The organism is Methylorubrum sp. GM97 (assembly GCF_024347855.1).
Lineage (GTDB): Bacteria > Pseudomonadota > Alphaproteobacteria > Rhizobiales > Beijerinckiaceae > Methylobacterium > Methylobacterium extorquens.
Map to the genome: position 1 here is coordinate 1,608,796 of NZ_AP025942.1, position 23,284 is coordinate 1,632,079.

General features: G+C 69.0%; 21 protein-coding genes and 2 pseudogenes. 12 read left to right on the forward strand and 11 right to left on the reverse strand.

Annotated elements, in window-relative coordinates; translation table 11 throughout:
- The first annotated feature begins 34 nt into the window (after positions 1-34).
- The 3 genes from MSPGM_RS07535 (at position 35) to MSPGM_RS07545 (ending at position 4,222) form a co-directional block, all read left to right on the forward strand.
- Positions 35-1,129: a UV damage repair endonuclease gene (locus tag MSPGM_RS07535; RefSeq protein ID WP_003607463.1), complete on the forward strand. Its 1,095-nt coding sequence runs from the start codon at positions 35-37 to the stop codon at positions 1,127-1,129.
- Positions 1,130-1,249: 120 nt separating this feature from the next.
- Positions 1,250-3,967 (forward strand): TIGR02302 family protein, encoded by a 2,718-nt coding sequence (locus MSPGM_RS07540; protein WP_012752490.1) that lies wholly within the window; start codon positions 1,250-1,252, stop codon positions 3,965-3,967.
- A 69-nt stretch (positions 3,968-4,036) separates the two neighbouring features.
- Complete coding sequence (locus MSPGM_RS07545) at positions 4,037-4,222, forward strand: twin transmembrane helix small protein (RefSeq protein ID WP_003601223.1); 186 nt, start codon at positions 4,037-4,039, stop codon at positions 4,220-4,222.
- A gap of 30 nt (positions 4,223-4,252) precedes the next feature.
- Here the strand turns inward: MSPGM_RS07545 and MSPGM_RS07550 are convergent, their stop codons facing one another.
- The gene (locus MSPGM_RS07550; RefSeq protein WP_315974121.1) at positions 4,253-4,693 is read right to left on the reverse strand and encodes a lipocalin-like domain-containing protein; all 441 of its coding nucleotides are present in this window, start codon (positions 4,691-4,693) and stop codon (positions 4,253-4,255) included.
- A gap of 315 nt (positions 4,694-5,008) precedes the next feature.
- On the opposite strand from MSPGM_RS07550, the gene MSPGM_RS07555 reads away from it, so the two are divergent.
- From MSPGM_RS07555 to MSPGM_RS07575, 5 genes are all read left to right on the forward strand, one after another.
- Positions 5,009-5,647, forward strand: a complete 639-nt coding sequence (locus MSPGM_RS07555) for an acyloxyacyl hydrolase (protein WP_003601220.1) — start codon at positions 5,009-5,011, stop codon at positions 5,645-5,647.
- A gap of 120 nt (positions 5,648-5,767) precedes the next feature.
- Positions 5,768-6,340, forward strand: coding sequence for a cob(I)yrinic acid a,c-diamide adenosyltransferase (locus MSPGM_RS07560; protein ID WP_003601219.1), 573 nt, complete (start codon positions 5,768-5,770; stop codon positions 6,338-6,340).
- Between the two features lie 162 nt (positions 6,341-6,502).
- Positions 6,503-7,252 carry an electron transfer flavoprotein subunit beta/FixA family protein gene (locus tag MSPGM_RS07565; protein WP_003601217.1) on the forward strand — a complete coding sequence of 250 codons (750 nt, stop codon included), beginning with the start codon at positions 6,503-6,505 and terminating at the stop codon, positions 7,250-7,252.
- Between the two features lie 79 nt (positions 7,253-7,331).
- Positions 7,332-8,285, forward strand: coding sequence for an electron transfer flavoprotein subunit alpha/FixB family protein (locus MSPGM_RS07570; protein WP_003601216.1), 954 nt, complete (start codon positions 7,332-7,334; stop codon positions 8,283-8,285).
- Between the two features lie 158 nt (positions 8,286-8,443).
- Positions 8,444-9,325, forward strand: a complete 882-nt coding sequence (locus MSPGM_RS07575) for a 3-hydroxybutyryl-CoA dehydrogenase (protein WP_003601214.1) — start codon at positions 8,444-8,446, stop codon at positions 9,323-9,325.
- A 136-nt stretch (positions 9,326-9,461) separates the two neighbouring features.
- On the opposite strand, the gene MSPGM_RS07580 is transcribed toward MSPGM_RS07575, so the two are convergent.
- The 5 genes and pseudogenes from MSPGM_RS07580 to MSPGM_RS07600 all read right to left on the reverse strand — a co-directional run bounded on the left by MSPGM_RS07580 (position 9,462) and on the right by MSPGM_RS07600 (position 15,432).
- Positions 9,462-9,740: a hypothetical protein gene (locus tag MSPGM_RS07580; RefSeq protein WP_003601213.1), complete on the reverse strand. Its 279-nt coding sequence runs from the start codon at positions 9,738-9,740 to the stop codon at positions 9,462-9,464.
- A 191-nt stretch (positions 9,741-9,931) separates the two neighbouring features.
- Positions 9,932-10,942 (reverse strand): NAD(P)H-quinone oxidoreductase, encoded by a 1,011-nt coding sequence (locus tag MSPGM_RS07585; RefSeq protein ID WP_003601211.1) that lies wholly within the window; start codon positions 10,940-10,942, stop codon positions 9,932-9,934.
- A gap of 144 nt (positions 10,943-11,086) precedes the next feature.
- A complete protein-coding gene (upp, locus tag MSPGM_RS07590; protein ID WP_003601209.1) occupies positions 11,087-11,737 on the reverse strand; it encodes a uracil phosphoribosyltransferase in 651 nt (216 codons plus the stop codon).
- A 95-nt stretch (positions 11,738-11,832) separates the two neighbouring features.
- Positions 11,833-13,925, reverse strand: a pseudogene (gene glgX / locus MSPGM_RS07595) (glycogen debranching protein GlgX).
- Between the two features lie 82 nt (positions 13,926-14,007).
- Positions 14,008-15,432 carry a trehalose-6-phosphate synthase gene (locus MSPGM_RS07600; RefSeq protein ID WP_003601206.1) on the reverse strand — a complete coding sequence of 475 codons (1,425 nt, stop codon included), beginning with the start codon at positions 15,430-15,432 and terminating at the stop codon, positions 14,008-14,010.
- 529 nt (positions 15,433-15,961) lie between these two features.
- Between MSPGM_RS07600 and MSPGM_RS07605 the strand changes: the two genes are divergently transcribed.
- The 4 genes from MSPGM_RS07605 (at position 15,962) to MSPGM_RS07620 (ending at position 18,156) form a co-directional block, all read left to right on the forward strand.
- Positions 15,962-16,441, forward strand: a complete 480-nt coding sequence (locus MSPGM_RS07605; protein WP_003601204.1) for a hypothetical protein — start codon at positions 15,962-15,964, stop codon at positions 16,439-16,441.
- Between the two features lie 11 nt (positions 16,442-16,452).
- A complete protein-coding gene (locus tag MSPGM_RS07610; protein ID WP_003601203.1) occupies positions 16,453-16,860 on the forward strand; it encodes a phage holin family protein in 408 nt (135 codons plus the stop codon).
- On the forward strand, positions 16,857-17,243 hold the full coding sequence (locus tag MSPGM_RS07615) for a DUF3618 domain-containing protein (protein WP_003601200.1): 387 nt from the start codon (positions 16,857-16,859) through the stop codon (positions 17,241-17,243). The genes MSPGM_RS07610 and MSPGM_RS07615 overlap by 4 nt, the downstream gene beginning before the upstream one ends.
- A gap of 64 nt (positions 17,244-17,307) precedes the next feature.
- The gene (locus MSPGM_RS07620) at positions 17,308-18,156 is read left to right on the forward strand and encodes a DUF883 family protein (RefSeq protein ID WP_003601198.1); all 849 of its coding nucleotides are present in this window, start codon (positions 17,308-17,310) and stop codon (positions 18,154-18,156) included.
- Between the two features lie 79 nt (positions 18,157-18,235).
- Here the strand turns inward: MSPGM_RS07620 and hisS are convergent, their stop codons facing one another.
- The 5 genes and pseudogenes from hisS to secB all read right to left on the reverse strand — a co-directional run bounded on the left by hisS (position 18,236) and on the right by secB (position 22,934).
- On the reverse strand, positions 18,236-19,747 hold the full coding sequence (gene hisS, locus MSPGM_RS07625) for a histidine--tRNA ligase (protein WP_003601197.1): 1,512 nt from the start codon (positions 19,745-19,747) through the stop codon (positions 18,236-18,238).
- A gap of 83 nt (positions 19,748-19,830) precedes the next feature.
- A complete protein-coding gene (locus MSPGM_RS07630; RefSeq protein ID WP_003601194.1) occupies positions 19,831-20,202 on the reverse strand; it encodes a tRNA-binding protein in 372 nt (123 codons plus the stop codon).
- Between the two features lie 97 nt (positions 20,203-20,299).
- Positions 20,300-20,818, reverse strand: coding sequence for a DUF3429 domain-containing protein (locus MSPGM_RS07635; RefSeq protein ID WP_003601192.1), 519 nt, complete (start codon positions 20,816-20,818; stop codon positions 20,300-20,302).
- Between the two features lie 66 nt (positions 20,819-20,884).
- A complete protein-coding gene (locus MSPGM_RS07640) occupies positions 20,885-22,138 on the reverse strand; it encodes an MFS transporter (protein WP_003601191.1) in 1,254 nt (417 codons plus the stop codon).
- Positions 22,139-22,428: 290 nt separating this feature from the next.
- Positions 22,429-22,934, reverse strand: a pseudogene (gene secB / locus MSPGM_RS07645) (protein-export chaperone SecB).
- Positions 22,935-23,284 lie beyond the last annotated feature (350 nt).

The following is a 23,284-nucleotide window of genomic DNA, read 5'->3' on the forward strand; positions in this document are numbered from 1 at the left end:
GGGGCCGAAGCCGATCCTGACGCGTTATCGGCCCATGTCGCGCAAGCCCAACCCCTCCCAGCTCAACACCGCCGAGCCGCCCCGCCTCGGCTTCTGCTGCACCTTCATCCCCGATCCAGACCCGGCCCACAAAACCCTGAAGGCCGCCAAGGACGCGGCCAAGCTGATGAATCTCGGCACGGTGACGATGGCGCATCTGGAGCGCCTCGGGCCCACCGCGCGCTTCGAGAAGCTGGAGGGCGTGGTGCGCCACAACCTCGCGGCGTTGGAACGCCAGATCGCCTGGGTGTCGGCCCGGCCGCCTCTGGAGCGGCTGCTGCGCATGGCGAGTTCGGTGCTGCCCGGCTACACCCATCCGGTGGCCGAGCCGCTCTATGCGCAGGCCCCGATGCGCGCTCTGATCGAGGCCGGCCTCGCCCGGGTCGGCGAGCAGGCGCGGGCGGGGGATGTGCGGCTCAGCATGCATCCCGGCCCGTTCTGCATCATCGCCTCGCGCAACCCGAACGCGCAGAAAAACGGCATCGCCGAACTCGAATACCATGCCGAAGTGATGGCGATGCTGGGCTACGGCTCCGGCAGGCACCCGCATGGTGCCCACGTGAACATCCATATCGGCGGGCGCGAGCCCGGCATCGAGGGCTTTCGCGAGAGTCTGTCCCTGATCTCGGAGACGGCGCGCAACCTGCTCACCGTCGAGAACGACGAGTCGCTGTTCGGCCTCGACGCGGTGCTGCGGCTCGGCGACCGGGTGCCAGTGGTGCTCGATCTCCACCATCACTGGGTCGAGAGCCGCGGCGTCTATATCGAGCCCGACGATCCCCGCATCCCGGCGGTGATCGCCTCCTGGCGCGGGGTGCGGCCGGTGAGCCATATCAGTGTTTCACGGGAAACGGTCCTGCCCGAGCATGATACCGGCACGTTGCCGGACTATGCGGCCCTGTCCGAACAGGGGCATTCCTGGCGCGATCTCGCCGCCCATTCCGACCTGATGTGGAACGAGGCGGTCAACGCGCTCGTCGCCCGGCACCTCGCCTGGACCGATTTCGAGATCGAGGCCAAGGGCAAGAACCAAGCGAGCGTGCCGCTCGCTGCCCGGATCGGTCGCGACCTGTCGCAGGCGGCCGCGTGACGGCCTCAAGCGCGGCTGGGCGGATTTGACCCGGCGGAGTGCGCCCGTCACCATGCTAGCTTCCTCATTCGTGCGCGGGGCTCCTCTGCCCGGCGCCCGCGGGAGCCGCGACCGGACACGATGAGCGAGGCCGAACGGACGAATTCGAGCAGCGGCGATCCACAGGGCGCGACGCGCCATCGCCTCGACCGGCTGGTGACGCAGGCGCGGGCCGCGGGCCTGTGGGAGCGGGCCTGGCCGGTGCTGTGGCGCGGACTCGGCGTCGTCCTTGCCTTCCTCGCCGCCTCCTGGCTCGGCCTATGGCTCGATTTGCCCCCGGTTGGGCGCATGGTCGGGCTCGGGCTCTTCGCCGCCCTGTTCATCGCCGCTTTGTGGCCGGCGGTTCGGCTCCGCGCCCTGAGCCGGCGCGAGGCGCTCGCCCGGATCGACCGCGAGGCCGCCCGCAAGGGTGGGACCGCGCATGATCCGGCCTCTTCGATCGAGGACACGCTGGCGGTCGGCCAGAGCGATCCGGTCACCCGCGCCCTGTGGGCCCTGCACCAGTCGCGGGCCGCTGCCGCCGTCGCGCGGCTGAAGGCCGGGCGCCCGCGCCCGCACATGCCCGGCCACGATCCGCTGGCGCTCCGCGCGGGCGTCCTCGTCGCGGCGCTGGCCGCCTTGTTCGTCGGCGGCCCCGAATGGCGCGGGCGCGTCGCCGCCGCCTTCGACTGGCGCGAGCCCCAGGCCGCCGCGCCGAGCTTCCGCGTCGATGGCTGGATCGACCCGCCGATCTACACCCGCGTGCCGCCGCTGATCGTGACGATGTCCGGCACCCCGAAGGACCCGGTGCAGCGCCTGCGCGCCCCGGTCAATTCCACCCTGATCGTGCGCATCGCCGGCCAGGGCGAGGCGGAGCTGACCCCGAACGCCGCCCTTGTGCCGGTGGCCAAGGACGAGAAGGACACCGCTGGCCGGCCCGCTCCGCGGGGCGTCGTGCAGAACGGCACGAAGGCCAGCGAGACCCGCGCGACCCTGCGGGAGGAGCGGTTCCGGCTCGCCGGCGGCATCGCCGAACTCGGCATCGCCGCGTCCGGATCGGAGCCGCAACGCCTCGTGATCGAGACGATCCCCGACCAGCCGCCCGAGGTCAGCCGGGTCGGCGACCTCGAAGTGAACGGGCGCGGCACCTTCAATCTCAGCTACCGCGCCAAGGACGATTACGGCATTGCCGCCGCCGAGGGGCTGGTCGAGCCGCTGAAAGCCGGGCGCTCGCTCGTGCCGGTGCCCAAGATCGCGCTGGCACTCCCCGCCGACGCGACGGGTGAGACCGACACCAAGACGCTGGTCGATCTCACCGACAATCCCTGGTCCGGCGCGCGGGTGAAGCTCACCCTCGTGGTCCGCGACGAGGCCGGGCAGGAGGGCCGCACCGAGACCGCCGAGATCGTGCTGCCGGCCCGGCCCTTCAGCCAGCCGCTCGCCCGGGCGCTCGCCGAGGAGCGCCGTCGCCTCGTCACCGCGCCCGACGCGGACCGCGCCCGCGTCCAGACCGCGCTCGACGCCCTGCGGATCGCGCCGGAGCGCTTCACGCCGCAGCCGGGGATCTTCCTCGGCCTCACCACCGCCGCCAACCGCCTGCGCGCGGCCAAGTCGGACGAGGATCTCACCAACGTCGCCGATCTCCTGTGGGAGATGGCCCTCAAGATCGAGGACGGCGATCTCTCGGATGCCGAGAAGGCCCTGCGCGCCGCCCAGGACCGCCTCAAGGAGGCGATTGAGCGCAATGCGCCGGACGAGGAGGTCAAGAAGCTCACCGAGGATCTGAAACAGGCCCTCGACAAGTTCATGAAGGAGTTCGCTCAGCGGGCGAAGCCGCAGAACCGGCAGCAATCGGAGCGCCAGCAACAGCAGCAGAACGGCCAGACCGTCACGCCCGACGATCTCGAGAAGATGATCAAGGACATGCAGGAGGCAATGCAGCGCGGCGACACGGCGGAAGCCCAGCGCCTGCTCGAACAGCTCCGCAACGTGCTCGAAAATCTTCAGAACGCCGAGAACGGCCAGAAGTCCGACGGCGGCATGGCCGAGATGAACCGGCAGCTCGACGAGCTCGACAAGATGTCCCGCGAGCAGCAGGACCTGCGCGACGAGACCTACAAGGAAGGTCAGCAGGGCCAGCAGCGTCCCGGCCAGCGCCAGAGGCCGCAGCCGGGCCAGCAGCAGGGGCAGCAAGGTCAGCGCGGGCAGCAGCCCGGCCAGCAGGGCGAGGGCCAGGAAGGCCAACAGGGGCAGCAGGGCCGCGGCCAGCAGGGGCAGCGCGGCCAGGGCCAGCAAGGTCAGGGCGGCGGGCAGCAGGGCCAGAATATGGGCCAGCGCCAGCAGGGCCTGCGCGAGCAGCTCCAGGATCTCAAGAACCGGATGAAGCAGCAGGGGCTTCAGGGGGAAGAGGGGCTGTCGGATGCCGAGGAGGCCATGCGTGAGGCCGAGGAATCGCTCGGCCAGGGCCGCAACGGCGACGCGGTGGACGCGCAGGGCCGCGCCCTCGACGGGCTGAAGCGCGGTGCCGAGGGCATGCAGAAGCAGATGCAGCAGATGGCCGAGGGCCAGGAAGGCGAGGGCCAGCAGGAGGGCCAGTCCCAGGGTAAGCAGGGCCGCTCGGGCTCCGCCGACGACGACCCGCTCGGCCGCCCGACCCGCGGACGCGACCTCTCGAACGGCAACGTGCGGGTGCCCAATGCCGACGAATCCGCGGTGCAGCGCGCCCGCCGGATCATGGAGGAGCTGCGGCGCAAGCTCGGCGACCCCTCGCGCCCGCAGGAAGAACTCGATTACTTCGAGCGTCTGCTCCGCCGGAACTGAACCCCGCCGATCGAACCCCCTTTCGGGCCGCGCTCGCGCGAGCACGGCCTTTCACGAGATCACCGACCCATGTCCGCCAACCAGCTCGTTCTCCTCGCCTGCCTCGCCGTGGCCGGCGTGCTGCTCTTCGGCCTCGTCAACATGATGCGGGGCGGCAGCGCCAACCTCTCGCAGAAGCTGATGCGCCTGCGCGTGCTCCTGCAATTCGTCGCGATCATCGTCATCATGGGCGTGGTCTGGTGGCGGGCGGCCTGACCGCCCGGCCTGGCTACGAGCCCTTCGACCTCACTCCTTGGCACGCTCGAAGGTGACGATGCTGCGGGTCTCGCCCTTGTCGGCCCAGTTCGGCATCACCCGCCAGGGGGTCAGCACCCGCAGGCGCTCGCCATCGAGCGTGAACGTCCGGGTCTGCTCCGAGCCGACCCATTTCGGATCCCAGGCGACGTCGAGGTCGGCGATCCACTTGTCGCCGTCGAGGCGGAACTTGCCGGTATAGGAGACGAGCGTCTCAAGAAGCTGGGCCCGCTGCGCGTCGTCCTTGGCAGGCTTGCGGTCCTCACCGGTCAGCACGAAGAACACGCGCTTCTCCGGGGTGAAATAGGCGTAGCCGGTCGGGTAGTCGCCCATCACCGGCAGCTTCTCGCTGTCCTTGCGGACCTCCACCTCGTACGAGACCAGCTTCCAGAGTCCCTGGATCGGGGTGTCGCCCTCCGCCCGCGCCGGCATCGGCGCCAAGCTCGCTGCCAGGGTCGCAGCTGCCAGCATTCCTCGTATCGTCCGCATGATCCATCCGTTCGCGTGATGCGCTCCGCAGAGAGCGCTGTCGGTCAACGCGACACCGCCTTGTGCGATGCATCATTTGTTGCATCGCAGCCATGATCCTCCGGTTCGGCGGCCGCCGGCCTGCGGACGGAAGACAGGATCGGTGTGGCGCGCACGCCCCACCCGGCCGGCAAAAAGTTGGGGACCGGATGAATCCGCAGGCTGTGCTCAGAACAGCGTGATATTTGGGACGGATTGAAACGGACGGACCAACCGCCGATGAAGTCACCCTTTGCCCGGATTCTTGTCGGCGCGCTGGCCGCGTCGGCGATCACGACCACGCAGGCCGCCGATCTCGGCGCCGCCCGGGCTCCCGCACCGCCGCCCTACTTCGCTCCCGTCCAGCCCTACTCGATCGTCTCCGAGGTTCGCATCGGCGGCTCGGTGCAGGATCCGGGCAGCGCCGAGGGCAAGCTGCCGGGCTTCAGCACCGCGAACGTCAACGGCGAAATTCTGTTCGCCAAGCCGCTAATCACCACCGATCCGTTCTGGCAGGCCTTCGTGCCGCGGCCCACGGTCGGCGGCAGCTACAACACCGGCGGCCGCACCAGCTACGCCTATATCGGCGCCACCTGGACCGTGGATCTCTTCCCCGAGACCCTGGACCGGCGCGTCTTCCTCGAAGGCTTCTTCGGCGGCGCGGCGCATAACGGCTATACCGGCCTGAAGGCGAACGCGCCTTACGGCTTCAACGCGCTGGGCTGCAATCCGCTGTTCCGCGAGGCGGCGGCGCTCGGCTTCCGCATCGACGCGCATTGGAGCGTCATGGCCACCGTCGAGCACATGTCGAATGCCGGCCTGTGCGGCGACAACCGCGGCCTGACCAATTTCGGCGGCAAGCTCGGCTACACCTTCTGACCGAAAGCCGCTTTTGCGGGGTGCCAGAGTTTTACGGGTTGCAAAGACCCGCCGGGCGCGAAACATCGCCCGGCGGGTCTTCTCATTGAAGAACACATAACGGCCCGCGGGAGAGACGCCGTGGTCAAGCTCAACCGCATCTACACCCGCACCGGCGACCAGGGGACGACCGGGCTCGCCAACGGCGAGCGCCGCTCCAAGGCGGATCTGCGGGTGGAGGCCTACGGCACCGTCGACGAGACCAATGCCTGCATCGGGCTCGCCCGCCTCACCGCCGAGCCCGCCCTCGACGCGATGCTGGCGCGCATCCAGAACGACCTGTTCGATCTCGGCGCCGACCTCGCCACCCCGCCGAGCGACAAGCCGCTGGGCTACGAGCCCCTGCGGATTGTGCCGGCGCAGGTGCAGCGGCTGGAGACGGAGATCGACGCACTCAACGCCAACATCCCGCCGCTGAAATCCTTCGTCCTGCCCGGCGGTTCGGCCGCGGCCGCCGCGCTCCACCTCGCCCGCACCGTCTGCCGCCGCGCCGAACGGCTGGTGGTCGCGTTGTCGGGCGTCGAGAGCGAGGCGATTTCGGGCGAAGCCCTACAATATCTCAACCGGCTGTCGGACTTCCTGTTCGTGGCCTCCCGCGCGGCCAACCGCGACGGCGCCGACGACGTGCTCTGGGTGCCCGGCCAGAACCGGTGATTCGCCGCGGGTCACGCCGCCGATAAGGCGCGTTGACAAGCGGGAAATCGCCTCGCTACGGTCCCGCCGCCCTGAAAATCCCATCGATCGCGGTCAAGCGGGTCCGAGAGTCGTCCAGCAAGTGACGCCGGGACTTCGCAGGAGCGGAGGAAAGCGACAGCCATGAAGGTTCTGGTGCCCGTCAAGCGGGTCGTCGATTATAACGTGAAGATCCGCGTCAAGGCCGACGGGTCGGGCGTTGAGCTCGCCAACGTCAAGATGTCGATGAACCCCTTCGACGAGATCGCCGTCGAGGAGGCGATCCGTCTGAAGGAAAAGGGCAAGGTCACCGAGATCGTCGCCGTCTCGATCGGCCCGCAGCAGGCGCAGGAGACCCTGCGCACCGCGCTCGCCATGGGCGCCGACCGGGCGATCCTGGTCAAGACCGACGTGAATTGCGAGCCGCTCGCCGTCGCCAAGGTGCTGAAGGCGATCGTCGAGAAGGAAAGCCCGAACCTCGTCATCCTCGGCAAGCAGGCGATCGACGACGATTCGAACCAGACCGGCCAGATGCTCGCGGCCCTTCTCGGCTGGCCGCAGGGCACCTTCGCCTTCAAGCTCGAATTCGGCGAGGGCGCGATCGACGTGACCCGCGAGGTCGATGGCGGCCTCCAGACCGTGTCGCTCAAGCTGCCGGCGATCGTCACGACGGATCTACGCCTCAACGAGCCGCGCTACGCGTCGCTGCCCAACATCATGAAGGCGAAGAAGAAGCCGCTGGAGGAGCTGACTCCGGAGGGGCTCGGCATCGACGTCGCGCCGAAGCTGACCGTGCTCAAGGTCGTCGAGCCGTCGGGCCGGCAGGCGGGCGTCAAGGTCGGTTCCGCGGCCGAGCTGGTGCAGAAGCTCAAGATCGAAGCCGGCGTGCTCTGATCCGGGCTCGATCCTCGCGGCGCCGCTCCCGGCCTCCGGTCGAGCGGCGCGCCTCCCCTCTTTTTGAGAAGTTTCGCCGATGACCACGCTCCTCTACGTCGAGCACGCCAACGGGCAGATCAAGGACGGCACGCTGAAGGCGCTGACCGCCGCCAAGGAACTGGGCGCGCCCATCCACGCCCTGGTGCTCGGCACCGGTTCCAAGGCGGCGGCCGAGGCTGCGGCCAAGTTCGACGGCATCGAGAAGGTGCTGAATTCCGAGGACGGCGCCTACGACCACGACCTCGCCGAGCCGACCGCCGCCCTGATCGCCGCGATCGCCGAGCCCTACGACGCGATCGTCGCCGCCGCCACGACCACGGGCAAGAACACCCTGCCCCGCGTCGCCGCGCTCCTCGACGTCGCCCAGATCTCCGACATCATCAAGGTCGTCTCGCCCGACACCTTCGAGCGGCCGATCTACGCCGGCAACGCGATCCAGACCGTGCAGGCCGGTGCCGGCAAGCGCGTCATCACCGTGCGCACCGCCGCCTTCAAGCCCGCGGAACCGGGCAGCACCTCCGCCGCGATCGAGGCGGTCTCGGCGGCCGCGCCCGACGCGCTCGGCGCCGCCTACAAGTCGGAGGAAATCGCCAAGTCCGATCGGCCGGAACTGGCCTCGGCCAAGTTCATCGTCTCCGGCGGCCGTTCGCTCGGCTCGGCGGAGAAGTTCAAGGAGCTGATCGAGCCGCTGGCCGACGCGCTGGGTGCCGCGGTCGGCGCCTCGCGGGCGGCGGTGGATGCCGGCTACGCCCCGAACGACTGGCAGGTGGGCCAGACCGGCAAGGTGGTGGCGCCCGACCTCTACGTCGCGGTCGGCATCTCCGGCGCGATCCAGCATCTGGCCGGCATGAAGGACTCGAAGGTGATCGTCGCCGTCAACAAGGACGAGGACGCGCCGATCTTCCAAGTGGCGGATTACGGGCTGGTCGGCGACCTGTTTCAGGTCGTGCCGGACTTGCAGGCCGAGATCGCCAAGGCCAAGGATCGTTAGACGCATCGGTAGACGGATCGGTAACGCACCTCGCGACACCGTCGAACCGGCTTGGGCGCCTGCGGCTTGAGACCGGTTTGACGCATTTGTTGCAGTGCCGCATTCTAGGGGTGCGGTCCGAGACGACGATGCCGCAGCAGGTAGGACGCGATACGGTTATGGGCATCGAGATCAAGACGGTCGGCATCGTCGGTGCCGGCCAGATGGGGAACGGCATCGCGCATGTCTGTGCGACCTCGGGCCTCCACGTTCGGCTGAACGACCGCGACCCGCAGCGGATCGATGCGGGTCTCGCGCTGATCGACGCGAACCTCACGCGTCAGGTCCAGAAGGGAACGCTGAGCGACGAGCAGCGCCGCAGCGCCCTGGACCGCATCGCGGCGGCCCGCAGCTACGACGACCTCGCACCCTGCGACCTCGTCATCGAGGCCGCCACCGAGGACGAGGCGACCAAGCGCAAGATCTTCCAGGCGCTCTGCCCCTCGCTCAAGCCCGACGCCTTGGTCGCGACCAACACCTCCTCGATCTCGATCACGCGGCTCGCGGCGGCGACCGACCGGCCGGACCGCTTCATCGGCATCCACTTCATGAACCCGGTGCCCGTGATGCAGCTCGTCGAGCTGATCCGCGGCATCGCCACCGAAGATCCGACCTACGAATCGGCCAAGGCTTTCATCGCCCGGCTCGGCAAGACTTCGACCATGTCGGAGGACTTCCCGGCCTTCATCGTCAACCGCATCCTGCTGCCGATGATCAACGAGGCGATCTACACGCTCTACGAGGGCGTGGGCTCGGTCGAGTCGATCGATACCGCGATGCGGCTGGGCGCGAACCACCCGATGGGGCCGCTGCAGCTCGCCGACTTCATCGGCCTCGATACCTGCCTGTCGGTGATGCAGGTGCTCTACGAGGGTCTGGCGGACTCGAAATACCGCCCTTGCCCGCTGCTGGTGAAGTACGTCGAGGCCGGCTGGCTCGGCCGCAAGACCAAGCGCGGGTTCTACGATTACCGCGGCGAGACGCCGATCCCGACGCGCTGAGGCCTCGCGAGAGCGCATTCCGACGAAGTGGATGCCGGTTCGTCGGAATGCGCGTCAAACCAAAGACCGAGAGCCAAAGAAAAAGCCGCCCGGGACGATGTCCCGGGCGGCTTTTTCGTGATCGTGGTGCTTGGCCTTACTGGGCCGACTTCTGCGCCGGCTGCGGATAGGCCGGGTTCTCAGCCGGAACGTTGCCGCTGTTGGAAGACGGGGCCTTGTTGACGGACCCCGTGGTCACTTCACGCGACGATTCCTGGCTCTTGCCGGCGTAGTCGGAGGTCGTCTCCGCCCGGTTCCAGCTCAGCAGGCCGACCGTGGCGACCGCCAGCAGGACGAGGCTCGCGACCAGCACGTAAAGGACAGGCTTGCCCTTCGCACCCTGACGGGCATCGGTTTGGGTCTCGATCTGGGCCATGAAGTTCCCTCTCTTCCGCCCGGCGAAAGGGGCGGCGTCAGCATCGGTTATGCTTGGCCAACGCCGGTGTGGCTCCGAGAGTTCCTGAGCAAGCTGCGCCTTGAGCTTCGTCCCGCATTCGGGACGAGGCTCAAAAGTCTTGATTCGGCCCCATCACTTTCAATTCGCCGGAAACATCTTCGGATGAGGCTTCAGCGGCCGGTCGTGAGCAGGATCTTGCCCGTGTGGCTGCTGGTCTCCATCAACTCATGCGCCTTGCGCGCCTCCTCGAGCGGGAAGGTGGCGTGAACGACGGGGCGGATCTTGCCCGCCTCGACCAACGGCCAGACATCCTGCTTCAAGCCCTCGGCGATGGCGGCCTTCGCTTCCTTGGCCTGGGCCCGCAGGGTCGCGCCGGTGATGGTCAGGCGCTTGAGCATGATCGGGGTCAGCGTCAGGTTCTCGGCCTTGAAGCCCTTCATGAAGGCGATCTGGACGAGGCGCCCCTCCACCGCCAGCGAGGCGATGTTCTTTTGCAGGTAAGCCGCGCCGACCATGTCGAGGATTACGTCGACCCCCTTACCGTCGGTGAGGCGCTTCACTTCCTCGGCGAAATCGGCCTCGCGGTAGTTGATGGCGGCATCCGCGCCCAGCTCCTCGCAGAACCGGCACTTCTCGTCCGAGCCGGCGGTGGTGAGAACGCGGGCACCGTGCTGCTTGGCGATCTGGATCGCCGTGGTGCCGATGCCGCTCGACCCGCCATGGACGAGGAAGGTCTCGCCCTTCTGCAAGCGCCCGCGCTGGATCACCGTGGAATAGACGGTGAAGACCGTCTCCGGCAGGCCGGCGGCCTCCACCAGCGAGAGCGGCCCGGGCTTCTTCAGCACCTGCCCGGCCTCGGCGACGGCGAATTCGGCGTAACCGCCGCTGATGACGAGGGCGCAGACTTCGTCGCCCTCCGAAAAACCCGTCACCCCCTCGCCCAAAGCCGCGATGCGGCCGGCGATCTCGAGGCCCGGAATCTCGGTCGCGCCCTTGGGCGGCGGGTAGCTGCCCTGGCGCTGCATGATGTCGGGCCGGTTGACCCCCGCCGCGACCACCTCGATCAGAACCTGCCCGGCCGCGGGCTCCGGCAGCGGCACGGTCTCGACCGCGATGACCTCAGGGCCGCCCGCAGCGGTGAAGCGGATCTGGCGCATGGTCTCGGGCAGGCTTTTTGTCATTGGGCTTCCTTGGGGCTTCCTCGGGGCTCACGCCGCGAGTTGGTCGCGCGTACGCTCGAAGTCAGATGGCGCAGGGGACGAGGCGCGTCGAGGCGTGAACCGCCTCTGTCATCGTGAGCGAGCGCTGGATCGAAAGCCGAAAAATCAGCGCGTGCCGTACATCCGGTCGCCAGCATCGCCGAGGCCCGGCACGATGTAGCCGTGGTCGTTGAGGTGGCTGTCGATGGCTGCGGTCCAGACCGGCACATCGGGATGCGCCGCCTGGAAGCGGGCGATCCCTTCGGGCGCGGCGAGCAGGCAGACGAAGCGGAGATCCTTCGCGCCCCGGCTCTTCAGCCGCTCCACCGCCGCGACCGCGGAATTGGCGGTGGCGAGCATCGGGTCGAGCACCAGCACGGTACGGTCGGCCAGATCCGACGGGCTCTTGAAGTAATACTCCACCGCCTGGAGCGTGTCGGGATCGCGGTAGAGCCCGACATGGGCAACGCGGGCCGAGGGCATCAGCGAGAGCATGCCGTCGAGAAAGCCGACGCCGGCCCGCAGGATCGGGGCGAGCACGAGCTTTTTGCCGGCGATCCGGCGCCCTTCCATGGGCTGAATCGGCGTCTGGATGGTGACCGGTTCGAGCGGCAGGTCGCGGGTCACCTCGTAGGCGAGCAGCATCCCGATCTCGTTGAGGAGTTCGCGGAACCCCTTGGTCGAGCGGTCACTGTCGCGCATCATCGTCAGCTTGTGCTGGACGAGGGGGTGATCGACCACCGTCACCCGTGCCGCGCCGCCGCTCTCCGCCTGCATCGATACCGTCCCTGTGCCTGTCGTGATCCGGGCCGCACGATGCCACGGGGGCGGAGGAAGCCGAGACGCGCGGGACTTTTTCTCGGTTGAGTCCCTCAATCGAGGAGGGGCGGCGACTTCAGCACCAGCACCGCCCGCTCGGGCAGATCGACGGTCCCGCCGACCGGAACCGGTGGCCGCGCGCCGTCGAGAACCTTGCCGGTGTCGAGGGTGGTGTCGAAGACGGGACGCCAGGGGCCGCCGAGATCGGGCGGCAGGGCGAAGGGGCAGGGCTCGGGCGCCGCGTTCATGAGAATGAGGACGCGCTCCGAGTCCTCGATATCGTTGCTCATCTGCATGCCGAAGGCACGGCGCTCGCCGTCGCCCCAGGCGGCTGCGTCCATCTCGGTCCCATCGGGGGAGAGCCAGTGCACGTCCTTCAAGGCCGTCTCGCCGACCCGGCTGCCAACGAGGAAGTGCCGCCGCCGCAGGGAACAGCAGACCCGGCGGAGCGCGGCGAGGTTCGCCACGAACTCGGTGAGCGTCGGATCGGGATCATTCTCCCAATCCATCCAGCTCAATGCGCCGTCCTGGCAATAGGCGTTGTTGTTGCCGGACTGTGTGCGGGATCGCTCGTCGCCCATCAGCAGCATCGGCACGCCCTGCGCGAAGAACACGCAGGCCAGCATGTTGCGCTTCTGCCGGGCGCGTAGGGCCAGGAGGGCGGGATCGTCGGTCGGCCCCTCGACGCCGTAATTGGCCGAGAGGTTGTGGCCGTGGCCGTCGCGGTTCTCCTCGCCGTTGGCCTCGTTGTGCTTCTCCTCGTAGGCGACCACGTCGGCGAGGGTGTAGCCGTCATGCGAGGCGACGAAGTTGATGCTGGCGAGCGGAGAACGGCCGGAGGGCAGGAAGATTTCGCGCGAGCCGGAGAGCCCCTGGGTCAGCTTGGCCAGCGTACCGGAATCCCCCCGCCAGAAGCCGCGAAGGTTGTCGCGGAACTGGTCGTTCCACTCGCTCCAGCCATAGGGGTAGCCGCCGAGCTGGTAGCCGCCCGCGCCGATATCCCAGGGCTCGGCGATGAGCTTGACCCGCGAGAGAACGGGGTCCTGCTGCACCGCCTGGAAGAACGCGGCCTGGGGGAGAAGTCGCTCGGCGCGCGGCCGAGGCTGGTCGCGAGATCGAAGCGAAAACCCGCCACGCCATAGGCGGTCACCCAGTGACGCAGGCTGTCGAGCACCATGCGCATCACCCGCGGATGGGCGACGTTCAGGGTGTTGCCGCAGCCGGTGCAGTCGATGTTGCGGCGAAGGTTGTCGGGGTCGAGCTTGTAGTAGCTCGCATTGTCGATGCCGCGGAAGGCGAGCGTCGGTCCGCGATGATCGCCCTCGGCCGTGTGGTTGTAGACCACGTCGATCAGGGTCTCGATGCCGGCCGAGGCCAGTTCGCGGATGGCGAAGCGCAGCCCGCTCGCCCCGCCCTCGCCGAGATAGCGCGGCTCAGGGGCGAAGTAGTTGTAGGGCTGGTAGCCCCAGAAATTGACGAGCCCCTTGTCGATCAGGAAGCGGTCGTCGGCGAAGGCCTGGATCGGCAGGAGTTCGAGGGCGGTGACGCCGAGCTTCAACAGGTGCTCGATGATCGCCGGATGGGCGAGGCCGAGATAGGTCCCGCGCTCGGCCTCCGAGAGAGCCGGATGCGTCCGGGTCAGCGCCTTGACGTGCGCCTCGTAGATCACCGTCTCGTGGAGCGGGCGCGGCGCGGGCAGGGCGATGGCGTCGGGGGTATCGGGGCGGGTGACCACGCCGCGGGGCACGAACGGAGCGCTGTCGCGCCGGTCGATCTGGTCCTCGCGGGCGCCGCCGTGGCGATGGCTGTAGAGCGCGTCGTGCCAGCGGATGCGGCCGGCGATCTCGCGGGCATAGGGGTCGAGGACGAGTTTGGCCGGGTTGAAGCGGTGGCCGGCCGCTGGGTCCCAGGGGCCGAACACGCGGTAGGCGTATTGCTGCCCCGGCAGAAGGCCGTGGAGATAGCCGTGGAAGACGTCGTCGGTCCGGCAGGGCAGGCGGATCGTGCGCGATTCGTGGCGGGCGCCGGGATCGAACAGGCAGAGATCGACCCTGGTCGCGTTCTGCGAGAAGAGGGCGAAGTTGACGCCGCGGCCGTCGAAATGCGCGCCAAGCGGTGTCGGCAGGCCCTCCTCGATGACGATCATTCCGGTCTTTCGTGAAACGGGCCCAAAGTGAAAGGCCACGCTTCGACTGAGGCCGATTCGTCGCCGAGGCGGAAGCCGCGCTCTACTCCGCCGCCGCCGCCGTCGTGCTCGGCGGCTCGCGCTCGACGGTGCGGAAGGTCTCCAGCTCCACCATGAAGCAGCGGGCCCACCAATCCACGTCCTCGCGCCGCATGCGGTCCGCCATCGGCTTCCAGCGCTCTAGGCGCTCGCCGCGGGGCATGTAGAGCGCCTGCCGGATCGCCTCGGCGACCTCGAAGCGGTCGTAGGGGTTCACTAGCAGCGCCTCAGGCAACTGCCGGGCCGCACCCGCGAATTTCGAGAGGACGAGGACGCCGGGATCCTCCTCGCTCTGGGCGACGACGTATTCCTTGGCCACAAGGTTCATGCCGTCGCGCATCGGGGTGACGAGGCCGACGCGGGCGGCCCGGTAGAGCCCGGCGAGGACCGGGCGCGGATAGGCCTTGGTGACGTACTGGATCGGCGTCCAGGCGGGCTCGCCGAGCATGCCGTTGATGTCGCCGACCTTCTCGTTCACCTCGCGCGAGAGCTGCTCGTATTCCGGCACCTCGCTGCGGGATTTCGGCGTGATCTGGATGTAGACGACGTTGCCGCGCTGGTCCGGATTCGAGGCGAAGAAGCGGTCCACCGCCTCCATGCGCTCGGGCACACCCTTCGAGTAGTCGAGCCGATCGACGCCGATGAGCAGCTTGCGGGTGCGCAGGCCCGCCATGGTCTCGCGCACCACCTTGTTGGAGCCGGCCTTGTCGGCGGCTTCCTTGAAGCTGGCGACATCGATGCCGATGGGGAAGGAGCGGATTCGCGTGCGCCGCCCGTCCACCATCATCGAGCCGCCGCCGAGCGGGATCGCCCGCATCGTGTCGATGAAGTTGCGCGAGAGATTCTGCACGTCCGAATCGGTCTGCAATCCGATCAGGTCGTAATCGGCCATGGCGCGCAGCAGCTCGTTGCTGGCGGGCAGGGTGTTGAACACGTCGGCGGCGGGCCACGGGATGTGGTGGAAGTAGCCGATCGGGTTGGCGATGCCCTGGCCGCGCAGCTCGCTCGCCAGCGGCAGCAGGTGGTAGTCGTGCACCCAGATCAGGTCGTCGGGCTCGACGAGCTTGGCGAGTGCCTGGGCGAAGGTCTGGTTGACGCGCTGGTAGCCGGCATAATCCGAGCGGGAGAACGTCCCCAGCCCGATCCGGTAATGCATGATCGGCCAGAGCGCCCGGTTGGCAAAGCCGGCGTAGTACTCGCGATGGTCTTGCGGCGACAGGTCGAGGACGGCGTACTGGATCGACCCGCGGTCGATCAGTTCCGGCTCGGTGCTCGGGTTGTCGCGGATGTTTCCGCTCCAACCGAACCACAACCCCTCGTAGGAGGAGAAAGCTTCCTTGACCGCGACGGCGAGTCCCCCTGCGGAGACCGCATCCTTACCCTCGGCGGGTACGGCGACACGGTTGGAGACGATGATCAGACGTGCCACGAACCCGGCTCCGGTCCTCGCTGGGGCCGGCACGCGGAGCGCGTCGGCCGAAGGGTCTTGAGGGTCTTGCGTCTGGGTGAAAACGCGCGGAAGCCTGGCGCGATCCGTCGAGATGCAGCCAAACGCATCCCCCCTGTAGGTCAAGCGGGCGGACCGACGATGTTACCGCTGTTCGATCCCGCATCCGCCCGACCGGCCCCCACGCCTTCCCGCGTTCCCCGCAGTGCAGCAGAGCCGCCGCCACCATGCAAGGGCTAAGCTGAATAGGCGATGACATCCGGTCCTGAACCGGCATCGGGCCGGGGCGCATGATCGGGGCGGGCATCAGCATCGGAGGGGCGGTGCTTCCTCGCTTGTCCTGACTTCCGTTCGCGGAAGGCCGTTCGTTCGGCGGCCGCGGCCCGGAAGGGTCTCGTGAAACGGAACTCCGCGAGGCAGCCAACGGTTCTTCGGCCACGTTAATCGCAGATCGAAGCGCATCCGCGCCGGTCGGCGATCTTGACCAGCCATCTTGCCCGGAGACAAGCCCATGACCTCGTCCGCGTCCCCAGATCCCGTCGGCGGTGCCCGGCCGGCCGAGACCAAGGCCGACCTGGAGGATCTGCGCCACGACGTGGAAGACACCGCCAGTCTGGCCGCCGAGCGCAGCAAGGGGCTCGCCGCCGCCGCACGCCAGCAGGCCCTCTCCTACGTCGACGACCGCAAGGGCGAGGCGGCCCGTTCCGTCTCGGACCTCGCCAAGTCCCTGCGCGATTCCGGCAAGACCTTCGACGACCGCCCCAACATCCGCGCCTTCTTCGACAGCGCGGCCGAGGGGCTCGACGATCTCGCCGGCTCGATCGAGCGGCGCAGCCTCGACGACTTCTACCGTCAGGCGGAAACCTACGCCCGGCGCTCCCCGGTGACGGTGGCGGTCGGCGCGTTCGCGGCGGGCTTCCTGCTGTCGCGCTTCGTCAAGGCGTCGGGCAGCCCCGAGACGGACCACGCCTACGACGACTACCGGGCTTGAAGGGACGCGCCATGACAGGCCCCAACCCCTCCCCGCCCCCCTCCTCGATCCAAGCCCTCGTCGCGGACGCCCTGCGCGAGGCGAGTGAGCTTGCCAGCAAGGAGATCGCCCTCTTCCGCACGGAGATGACGAGCAACGTCCGCTCGTTGTTCATCGGCCTCGCGATGATGGTGCTGGCCGCGGTCTTCGCGGTCACGGCGATGCTGGTGCTCATCGGCGCGCTCGTGAAGTTCGTCGCGACCCTCGTGGGGTCCGAATGGCTCGCGGCCCTGCTGGTGGGCGGCGGCATGCTGCTCATAGCCGTGGTGCTCGGCGTCATCGGCGCCCGGGCGATGTCGCTGTCCAACCTCGCGCCGACCCGGACCTCGCGGCAGGTCCGGCAGGATGCCCGCGCGTTGACGGAAAGGGTTTCGGGATGAGCGAATCGATCTCGGATCTCGAGAAGGACATCGAGCAGAGCCGCGCCCGTCTCGATGAGACCATCGACCGGATCCAGGGGCGCCTGAACGCGTCGAGCCTCGTCGACGAGATGCTCGGCTCGGCCCGGCAGACGCCCTATAGCGGCTTCTACGACGACGCCCTGCTGGCGGTGCGGCGCAACCCCGTGCCGGTGCTGCTGATCGCGGCCGGCGTCGGCCTCCTGCTCAACGGCATGCGGACCGTCCGCCGTCCCTCTCCCTCCCGTGCCGTGGTGCCGGTGGAGGCCAAGCCCGTCACCGTGACGGGGGCCGACCGCACCTACGACCCCGACGCCCCCGGCGGGCGCCCCCTCCACGATCTGCCGCCCGAGCGTCAGGTCTGACCCCTCATCTCAGGCCGCGCGCGGACGCTCCGCGCCGCCGGCCGACCAGGAAACGGAGTCCATCATGAGCCAAGGTCCCAATCATCAAGGCCCTGTCACCACGCCGCCGACTGGCGCGCCGGTGGAGACCCTGCCCGAGAACATCGCCGCCCGCTCCGGCATGCCCCGCGAGTCCGGCGTCGAGCACAATCTGCACGACATTTCCGACCGCGCGACCACGCAGGGCCGCGACGCCAATGCCCGCCTTCAGGCCGGCCTGCAGGACACGACCGAACAAGCGCGGGAAGGCGCACGCAACCTGCGCGACCAGGCCGCGGACCGGGCTTCCGAGCTGAAGAACCGCGTGAGCGAGGCCGCCGATTCCACCCGTGCTCAGGCCAGCGACACGGTTCGCGCCGCCCGCGAGCGGGCGGGCGAGACCTACGAGGATGCCCGCTCCTGGGCGGAAGACCGCTACGAGACGCAGCGCCAGCGCGCCGCCGACCTCGCGGATCGCGGCTATCGCCGCCTGCACGAGGGCCGCACCGCCACGGAGCACTTCGTCTCCGAGAACCCGCTCCTCGTCGGCGTGGTCGGCCTCGCCGCCGGCCTGCTGCTCGGCGCGCTCCTGCCGCGCACCCGCCAGGAGGACCAGGCGCTCGGCCCCTACGCCGACGACCTGCGCGACCAGGGCATCCGCTACGCCCGCGACCTGACCCATCGCGGCCGCGCCTTCGTCGAGACGGCGCTCGACCCTGAAAACCTCGATGCGGCGGTCAAGCGCGCGAGCGCGGAAGGCGGCCCGCAGAGTGGTCAGCAGGGCGGGCCGGCGACCGGCCAAGCAACTGGCCAAACGGCCGGCCAAGCGACCGGCCAAGCGACCGGCTCTCGGCCCGGCTTCAACGAAACCAGCCGGCCGGCGCACCGTCCGTAAGGGACAAACGCAAGTCTTCCCCTCTCCCCGCAGGCGGGGAGAGGGGATGCGCTGAAACGGACCGGTTATTCGGTGCTTCTCACCCGAAATGCCGGGCCAGCGTTTCGCGAACCGCCTCGACCATCCGTTCCACCGGCACCGAGACCTGGGCCGGGCGGGCGGCTTTCCATTCGGCATTGCTGGCGATAGCTTCGGCCGCGCGGGCGCCCGCGATCAGGTCCTTGATCTGGACCTCGCCGGCCTCGCGCTCGTTCGAGCCCTGGATCACCACCGCCGGCGCGCGGCGGCGGTCGGCATATTTCATCTGCGCCTTCATCCCGGCCGCACCGAGATAGAGCTCGGCCCGGATGTTCTCCGCGCGCAGCTGCGCCACCAGCGCCTGATACTCGGCGATGTTCTCGCGATCGAGCACCAGCACCACGACCGGGCCGGGCTTGGCCGCGCCCTCGACCAACGGGCTCTTGGTCAGTCGCAAGGCCGAGAACAGCCGCGACACGCCGATGGAGAAGCCGGTGGCCGGCACCGGCTCGCTGCGGAAGCGACCGACGAGGCCGTCATAGCGCCCGCCGCCCGCCACCGACCCGAAGCGGACGGTCTGGCCGTCCTCGTTGGTGACGGGGAAGGTCAGCTCCGCCTCGTAGACGGGGCCGGTATAGTATTCGAGACCGCGCACCACGGAGGGGTCGGCCCGCACCCGGTCATGGCCGTAGCCCGCCGCCTCGCAGAGCCGCATGATCGCGTGGAGTTCGGCGATGCCCTCGCGGCCGGTCTCGGAGGTGCCAACGACCTCCTGCCAGGAGCCGAAGAACTTCTCCCAGAACGCCATCCGGTCGGCGCCCTCGTGCGGGCTCGCCTCGAAGCCGACATAAGCGAGGATGCGCTCGATCGCGTCGTCGCCAAGCCCGGCGCCTTTGGTGAAGTCGCCGCTCTCGTCCTTGCGGCCGGGGCCGAGCAGCAGGCGCACGCCGTCCGCCCCGAGGCGGTCGAGCTTGTCGATGGCGCGCAGCACGGTGAGGCGCTGGCCGGCCTTGTCCGGCCCGGCGAGGCCGATCGCCTCCATGACGCCGTCGAGCACCTTGCGGTTGTTGACCTTGACGACGTACTGGCCCGCGAGCCCGAGCCGCTCCAGCGTGTCGGCCATCAGCATGCAGGTCTCGGCATCGGCCGCGACGGAGCCCGCGCCGACGATGTCGGCATCGAACTGCATGAACTGGCGGAAGCGGCCCGGCCCCGGCTTCTCGTTGCGGAAGACGTAGCCAGCCCGGTAGCTGCGATAGGGCTTCGGGATCGCGTCGAAGTTTTCCGCCACATGGCGGGCGAGCGGCGCGGTGAGATCGTAGCGCAGCGAGAGCCACTGCTCGTCGTCGTCCTGGAACGAGAACACGCCCTCGTTCGGCCGGTCGAGATCCGGCAGGAACTTGCCGAGCGACTCGGTGTACTCGACGAAGGGGGTTTCCAGCGCCTCGAAGCCGTAGAGTTCGAAGGTCTGCCGGATCGTGTCGAGCATCCGCCCCTGGGCCAGGATGTCGGCCTCGGTGCGGTCGGGGAAGCCGCGCGGCAGGCGGGGTTTCAGGGTGTCGGCCTTGGCCATGTCGTCGCCGATCGAGCGGGATGGGTCGGAAATGAGGTCCGGCTCTATCGCAGCCGCGGGCGGGGCGGCAACCCGATGGTGCGTTAGAAGAGCCGGCTGCCGTCCGGCACCGGCTTGTCGGGGGCGAACAGCACCACGGCGCCGGCCGGGTCGGCAAAGCCGAGCGTCAGCACCTCCGACAGGAATTTTCCGATCTGGCGCGGCGGGAAATTCACCACCGCCGCGACCTGCCGGCCGACCAGGGTGTCGGGGCTGTAATGCTCGGTGATCTGCGCGCTGGAACGCTTGGCGCCGATCACCGGCCCGAAATCGATGACGAGCTTGATCGCCGGTTTGCGCGCCTCGGGGAAGGGCTCGGCGGAGACGACGGTGCCGACGCGGATGTCGACGGCAAGGAAGGCGTCGAACCCGATCTTTTCGGATTCCGGGGCTGTGGGATCGTGGCTGACATGCATGGGGCGGTCGGAGAGCTTAGCGGAGTGGCGGGCCGGCCTTCTACGAAAGCCACCGATGTTCGCCAATTATGCTGCGCCAATCATCCTGAACCGAGGCTCAGAGCGTGAGGCGATAGGCCAGCAGCGCGGCGAGGCTGAGGACGGCCAGGGGGATCTGCGCCGGCCGCAGGCGCTCGAAGAACAGCGGCGCCTCGCCCCGCCGCGCGGCGATGGGATCGAGGATCGTGATCTCGGTGAAGCCGACGATCAGCAGGCCCAGCGCGATGACGGGTTTGCCGAGGGCAAAGGCGAGGAGGGCGCCGTAGCCCAGCAGGAACAGGCTCAGCATCGTGGCGATCTGTGCCAGCGTCGCCCCGCCCTCGGTGCGGAAGCTGACGCCGCGGCGCACGCCAGAGAGGAACAGCAGGATCGCGCATCCCCAGAGAAGCGTCAGGGTGAAGACCGCCTCGGCCATCGGCCCGCGCAGGACCCAGACCAGAACCGCCCCGGCGACGAAGGGCAGCATCGGCCCGTAGCCGAACACGACGCTGAGCCAGGGCACGGCACGGGGCTCGTACGCGCGGATCGTGCGGCCGGTCTCGTCGTCCTGGGAACGGGCCGTCGGGGTGTCAGCCATCTGCGCCTCGCGGCGTTAAGAGAAACGCCCGGTGAACAGCCGGACCGCGCGGCCTGTTCCGCGCGATCAGGCCGGCTTCTCCGCGGAATGGGTGGCCCGGCGGCGCTCGTCGCGCCGGGTGCGCCGGCGCTGGGAGTGGCTCTCCTCCGTGGTGGCGGCGAGCCACCAGACCAGGGCGAGGGCCAGGACACCCGCCGCGCCGAGGGCCAGGAAGGATCCGCTCCAGCCGAACCAGCCCTGGGCGAGACCGCCGTACCAGGCCGAGAGCGCGCCGCCCGCGCCCTGCACGGCGTTGACGGTGCCGAGTGCCGTCTGGGTGCGGCCCGAGCCCCAGGTGAGGTCGGCCACGACCACCGGCACCGCCACGCCGATGATGCCCGAAGCCACGCCGTCGAGGATCTCGGCGGTGATGAGCCAGTACGGGTCGTCGATGAAGGCCGAGAGCGCCGCCCGGACGGGCAAAGCAAGGCAGGCGGCGATGAGGAGCTGGCGCCGGCCGCGCCGGTCGGCGAGCGAGCCGGCGGCGAGCGCGACCGGCACCATCACGAGCTGGGCCACCATGACGTAGCGGGCGGTCCAGGCGGTGGGGTCATCGGCGGTGTGAACGAGCTTCTGCGCCAGCAGGCTCAGCATGCCGCCATTGCCGAGCTGGAACAGGGCGAGCGCCACCGCGAGCACGAGCAGGCGCTTGTTCGAGAAGATCTGGAAGTAGGAGGAGCGGGCCGGCTCCGCCTCGTCCTCCTCTTTCCAGCCCGCCGCGCGCCGCTGGTTGAAGGCGCGGCCCGGCATTGCCAGCGTGGCGGCGATGGCGGCGGCGGCCATCGCCCCCAGCACCCAGAAGGCGATCTCGGGCCCGAAATGGGCGGTGCCGAGGGTGATGAGCCCGGCCGCGATCAGGATGCCGATATGGTTGAAGGCCTGGTTGCGCCCCTGCTGGCGCGGGAACGCCTCCTTGCCGACGACGCCCAGCGTCAGCGCCGTGACTGCGAGCAGCAGCAGCGTGCCGCCCGCCGCGGCCAGAAACTGCGCCGCCAGCACCGGCACGAAGGAATGGGCCGGCATCAAGAGCAGCGTGCCGGCGAGGATCGCGGCGCAGGAGACCACGATGAGCAGGCGGGGGCGCCCGAGGCGATCGACCAGCGCGCCGAAGGGACCGCTGAGCAGCAGCGTGCCGACGCCCACCAGCGTGGTGACGAGCCCAATCTGCGAAGGGCTCCACTGCCGCATCTGCGCGAGCCACGTGCCGAGGAACGGCCCGAGCCCGCCCTGGATGTCGCCGATGAAGACGTTGATCAGGGCGAGGTGCGTTGTGGGCGCCATGCTGTCCTTGAGGATGAGCCAGCCGAGGGCCGGGGGTGGGCCGCCTAACGCCCTGCTGGGCAAGGCGCAATGCGGGGAGCAATCGGCGGGGCCATGGTGCCCCGTCGCGCCCTAACTCCGAAGGCCGCCCATGCGTGGCCGCGACGGCTCAGCGCAGCCCGATCCAGTCAGTGGGAGCGGTGGCGAAAGCCCGCCGGGGACGACCGGCGATACGAAAAGACCCCGGAGCCATCGGCGCCAGGGTCTCGTTCGAGCAATCCTGATCAGGATCGTGAAGCCGAAGCGCCGCCTCAGGAGGCGAGCGGCGCGCCTGGCTGGCCGCCCTGGGCCTGGGCTTCCATCATCTTCTGCTGATAGAGGCCGACGAAATCGATCGGGTCGATGTAGAGCGGGGGAAGCCGCCGTTGCGCACCGCTTCGGCGACGATCTGGCGCGCGAACGGGAAGAGCAGACGCGGGCACTCGATCATCACCGCCGGGTGGATCTGCTCCTGCGGGATGTTGCGCATGCGGAAGATGCCGGCATACTTCAGCTCGAAGGCGAACAGCACCTCGTTCTGGATCTTGGCATCGCCCTCGAGCGTCAGCTCGACCTCGAAGTCCGCCTCGGCGATCTGCTGGGCGTTGACGTTGACCTGAATGTTGATCTGAGGGCCACCCTCCTGCGGCTGCAGGGAGCGCGGCGCGTTCGGGTTCTCGAAGGAGAGATCCTTGGCGTATTGCGCCAGCGCGTTGATCGCGGGCGCGAGATCCTGGCCCTGCGCGCCGTTGCCGTTCGGTGCCGCGGTATCGGCCATGGCGGTCTCTCCTGCTTGCGTCGTCCTCGGCGCGCACGTGTCCCGCGCCAAAGAGCGCCCCTCCGGCGCGGGCTGCGGCTACCATGCCCGTATCCAGCGAACAAGCCGAACCGAAGCAATCGCCGCGGCGCGACGGCGCGCGTGAATGGGACGCGGAGGCTCGTCTTGCGCGTTTCCCTGGAATACCTCGCAGGTCCGCCCATATGACGATAAGGTCACGGACTTCGAACAGTCGGAGACACTCAGACCCAAGCGCCTACCAAGGTCTCCGTTCCCGGGTCGATCCCCGCGCCGCCCTCGGCTAAGAGGCGGTCTCGCGAACCCTTCCCGGCTCCGGTCGGGAACCTCGC

Excerpts from the sequence above, each read along its gene's own strand:
- MSPGM_RS07540 (WP_012752490.1), top strand. The coding sequence starts at position 1,250 with ATGAGCGAGGCCGAACGGACGAATTCGAGCAGCGGCGATCCACAGGGC.
- MSPGM_RS07605 (WP_003601204.1), top strand. The coding sequence starts at position 15,962 with ATGACCTCGTCCGCGTCCCCAGATCCCGTCGGCGGTGCCCGGCCGGCC.
- MSPGM_RS07635 (WP_003601192.1), bottom strand. The coding sequence starts at position 20,818 with ATGGCTGACACCCCGACGGCCCGTTCCCAGGACGACGAGACCGGCCGC.
- MSPGM_RS07620 (WP_003601198.1), top strand. The coding sequence starts at position 17,308 with ATGAGCCAAGGTCCCAATCATCAAGGCCCTGTCACCACGCCGCCGACT.
- MSPGM_RS07610 (WP_003601203.1), top strand. The coding sequence starts at position 16,453 with ATGACAGGCCCCAACCCCTCCCCGCCCCCCTCCTCGATCCAAGCCCTC.
- MSPGM_RS07630 (WP_003601194.1), bottom strand. The coding sequence starts at position 20,202 with ATGCATGTCAGCCACGATCCCACAGCCCCGGAATCCGAAAAGATCGGG.
- MSPGM_RS07550 (WP_315974121.1), bottom strand. The coding sequence starts at position 4,693 with ATGCCGGCGCGGGCGGAGGGCGACACCCCGATCCAGGGACTCTGGAAG.
- MSPGM_RS07580 (WP_003601213.1), bottom strand. The coding sequence starts at position 9,740 with ATGGCCCAGATCGAGACCCAAACCGATGCCCGTCAGGGTGCGAAGGGC.
- MSPGM_RS07545 (WP_003601223.1), top strand. The coding sequence starts at position 4,037 with ATGTCCGCCAACCAGCTCGTTCTCCTCGCCTGCCTCGCCGTGGCCGGC.
- MSPGM_RS07615 (WP_003601200.1), top strand. The coding sequence starts at position 16,857 with ATGAGCGAATCGATCTCGGATCTCGAGAAGGACATCGAGCAGAGCCGC.
- MSPGM_RS07565 (WP_003601217.1), top strand. The coding sequence starts at position 6,503 with ATGAAGGTTCTGGTGCCCGTCAAGCGGGTCGTCGATTATAACGTGAAG.
- MSPGM_RS07640 (WP_003601191.1), bottom strand. The coding sequence starts at position 22,138 with ATGGCGCCCACAACGCACCTCGCCCTGATCAACGTCTTCATCGGCGAC.
- MSPGM_RS07535 (WP_003607463.1), top strand. The coding sequence starts at position 35 with ATGTCGCGCAAGCCCAACCCCTCCCAGCTCAACACCGCCGAGCCGCCC.
- MSPGM_RS07585 (WP_003601211.1), bottom strand. The coding sequence starts at position 10,942 with ATGACAAAAAGCCTGCCCGAGACCATGCGCCAGATCCGCTTCACCGCT.
- MSPGM_RS07555 (WP_003601220.1), top strand. The coding sequence starts at position 5,009 with ATGAAGTCACCCTTTGCCCGGATTCTTGTCGGCGCGCTGGCCGCGTCG.
- hisS (WP_003601197.1), bottom strand. The coding sequence starts at position 19,747 with ATGGCCAAGGCCGACACCCTGAAACCCCGCCTGCCGCGCGGCTTCCCC.
- MSPGM_RS07575 (WP_003601214.1), top strand. The coding sequence starts at position 8,444 with ATGGGCATCGAGATCAAGACGGTCGGCATCGTCGGTGCCGGCCAGATG.
- upp (WP_003601209.1), bottom strand. The coding sequence starts at position 11,737 with ATGCAGGCGGAGAGCGGCGGCGCGGCACGGGTGACGGTGGTCGATCAC.
- MSPGM_RS07570 (WP_003601216.1), top strand. The coding sequence starts at position 7,332 with ATGACCACGCTCCTCTACGTCGAGCACGCCAACGGGCAGATCAAGGAC.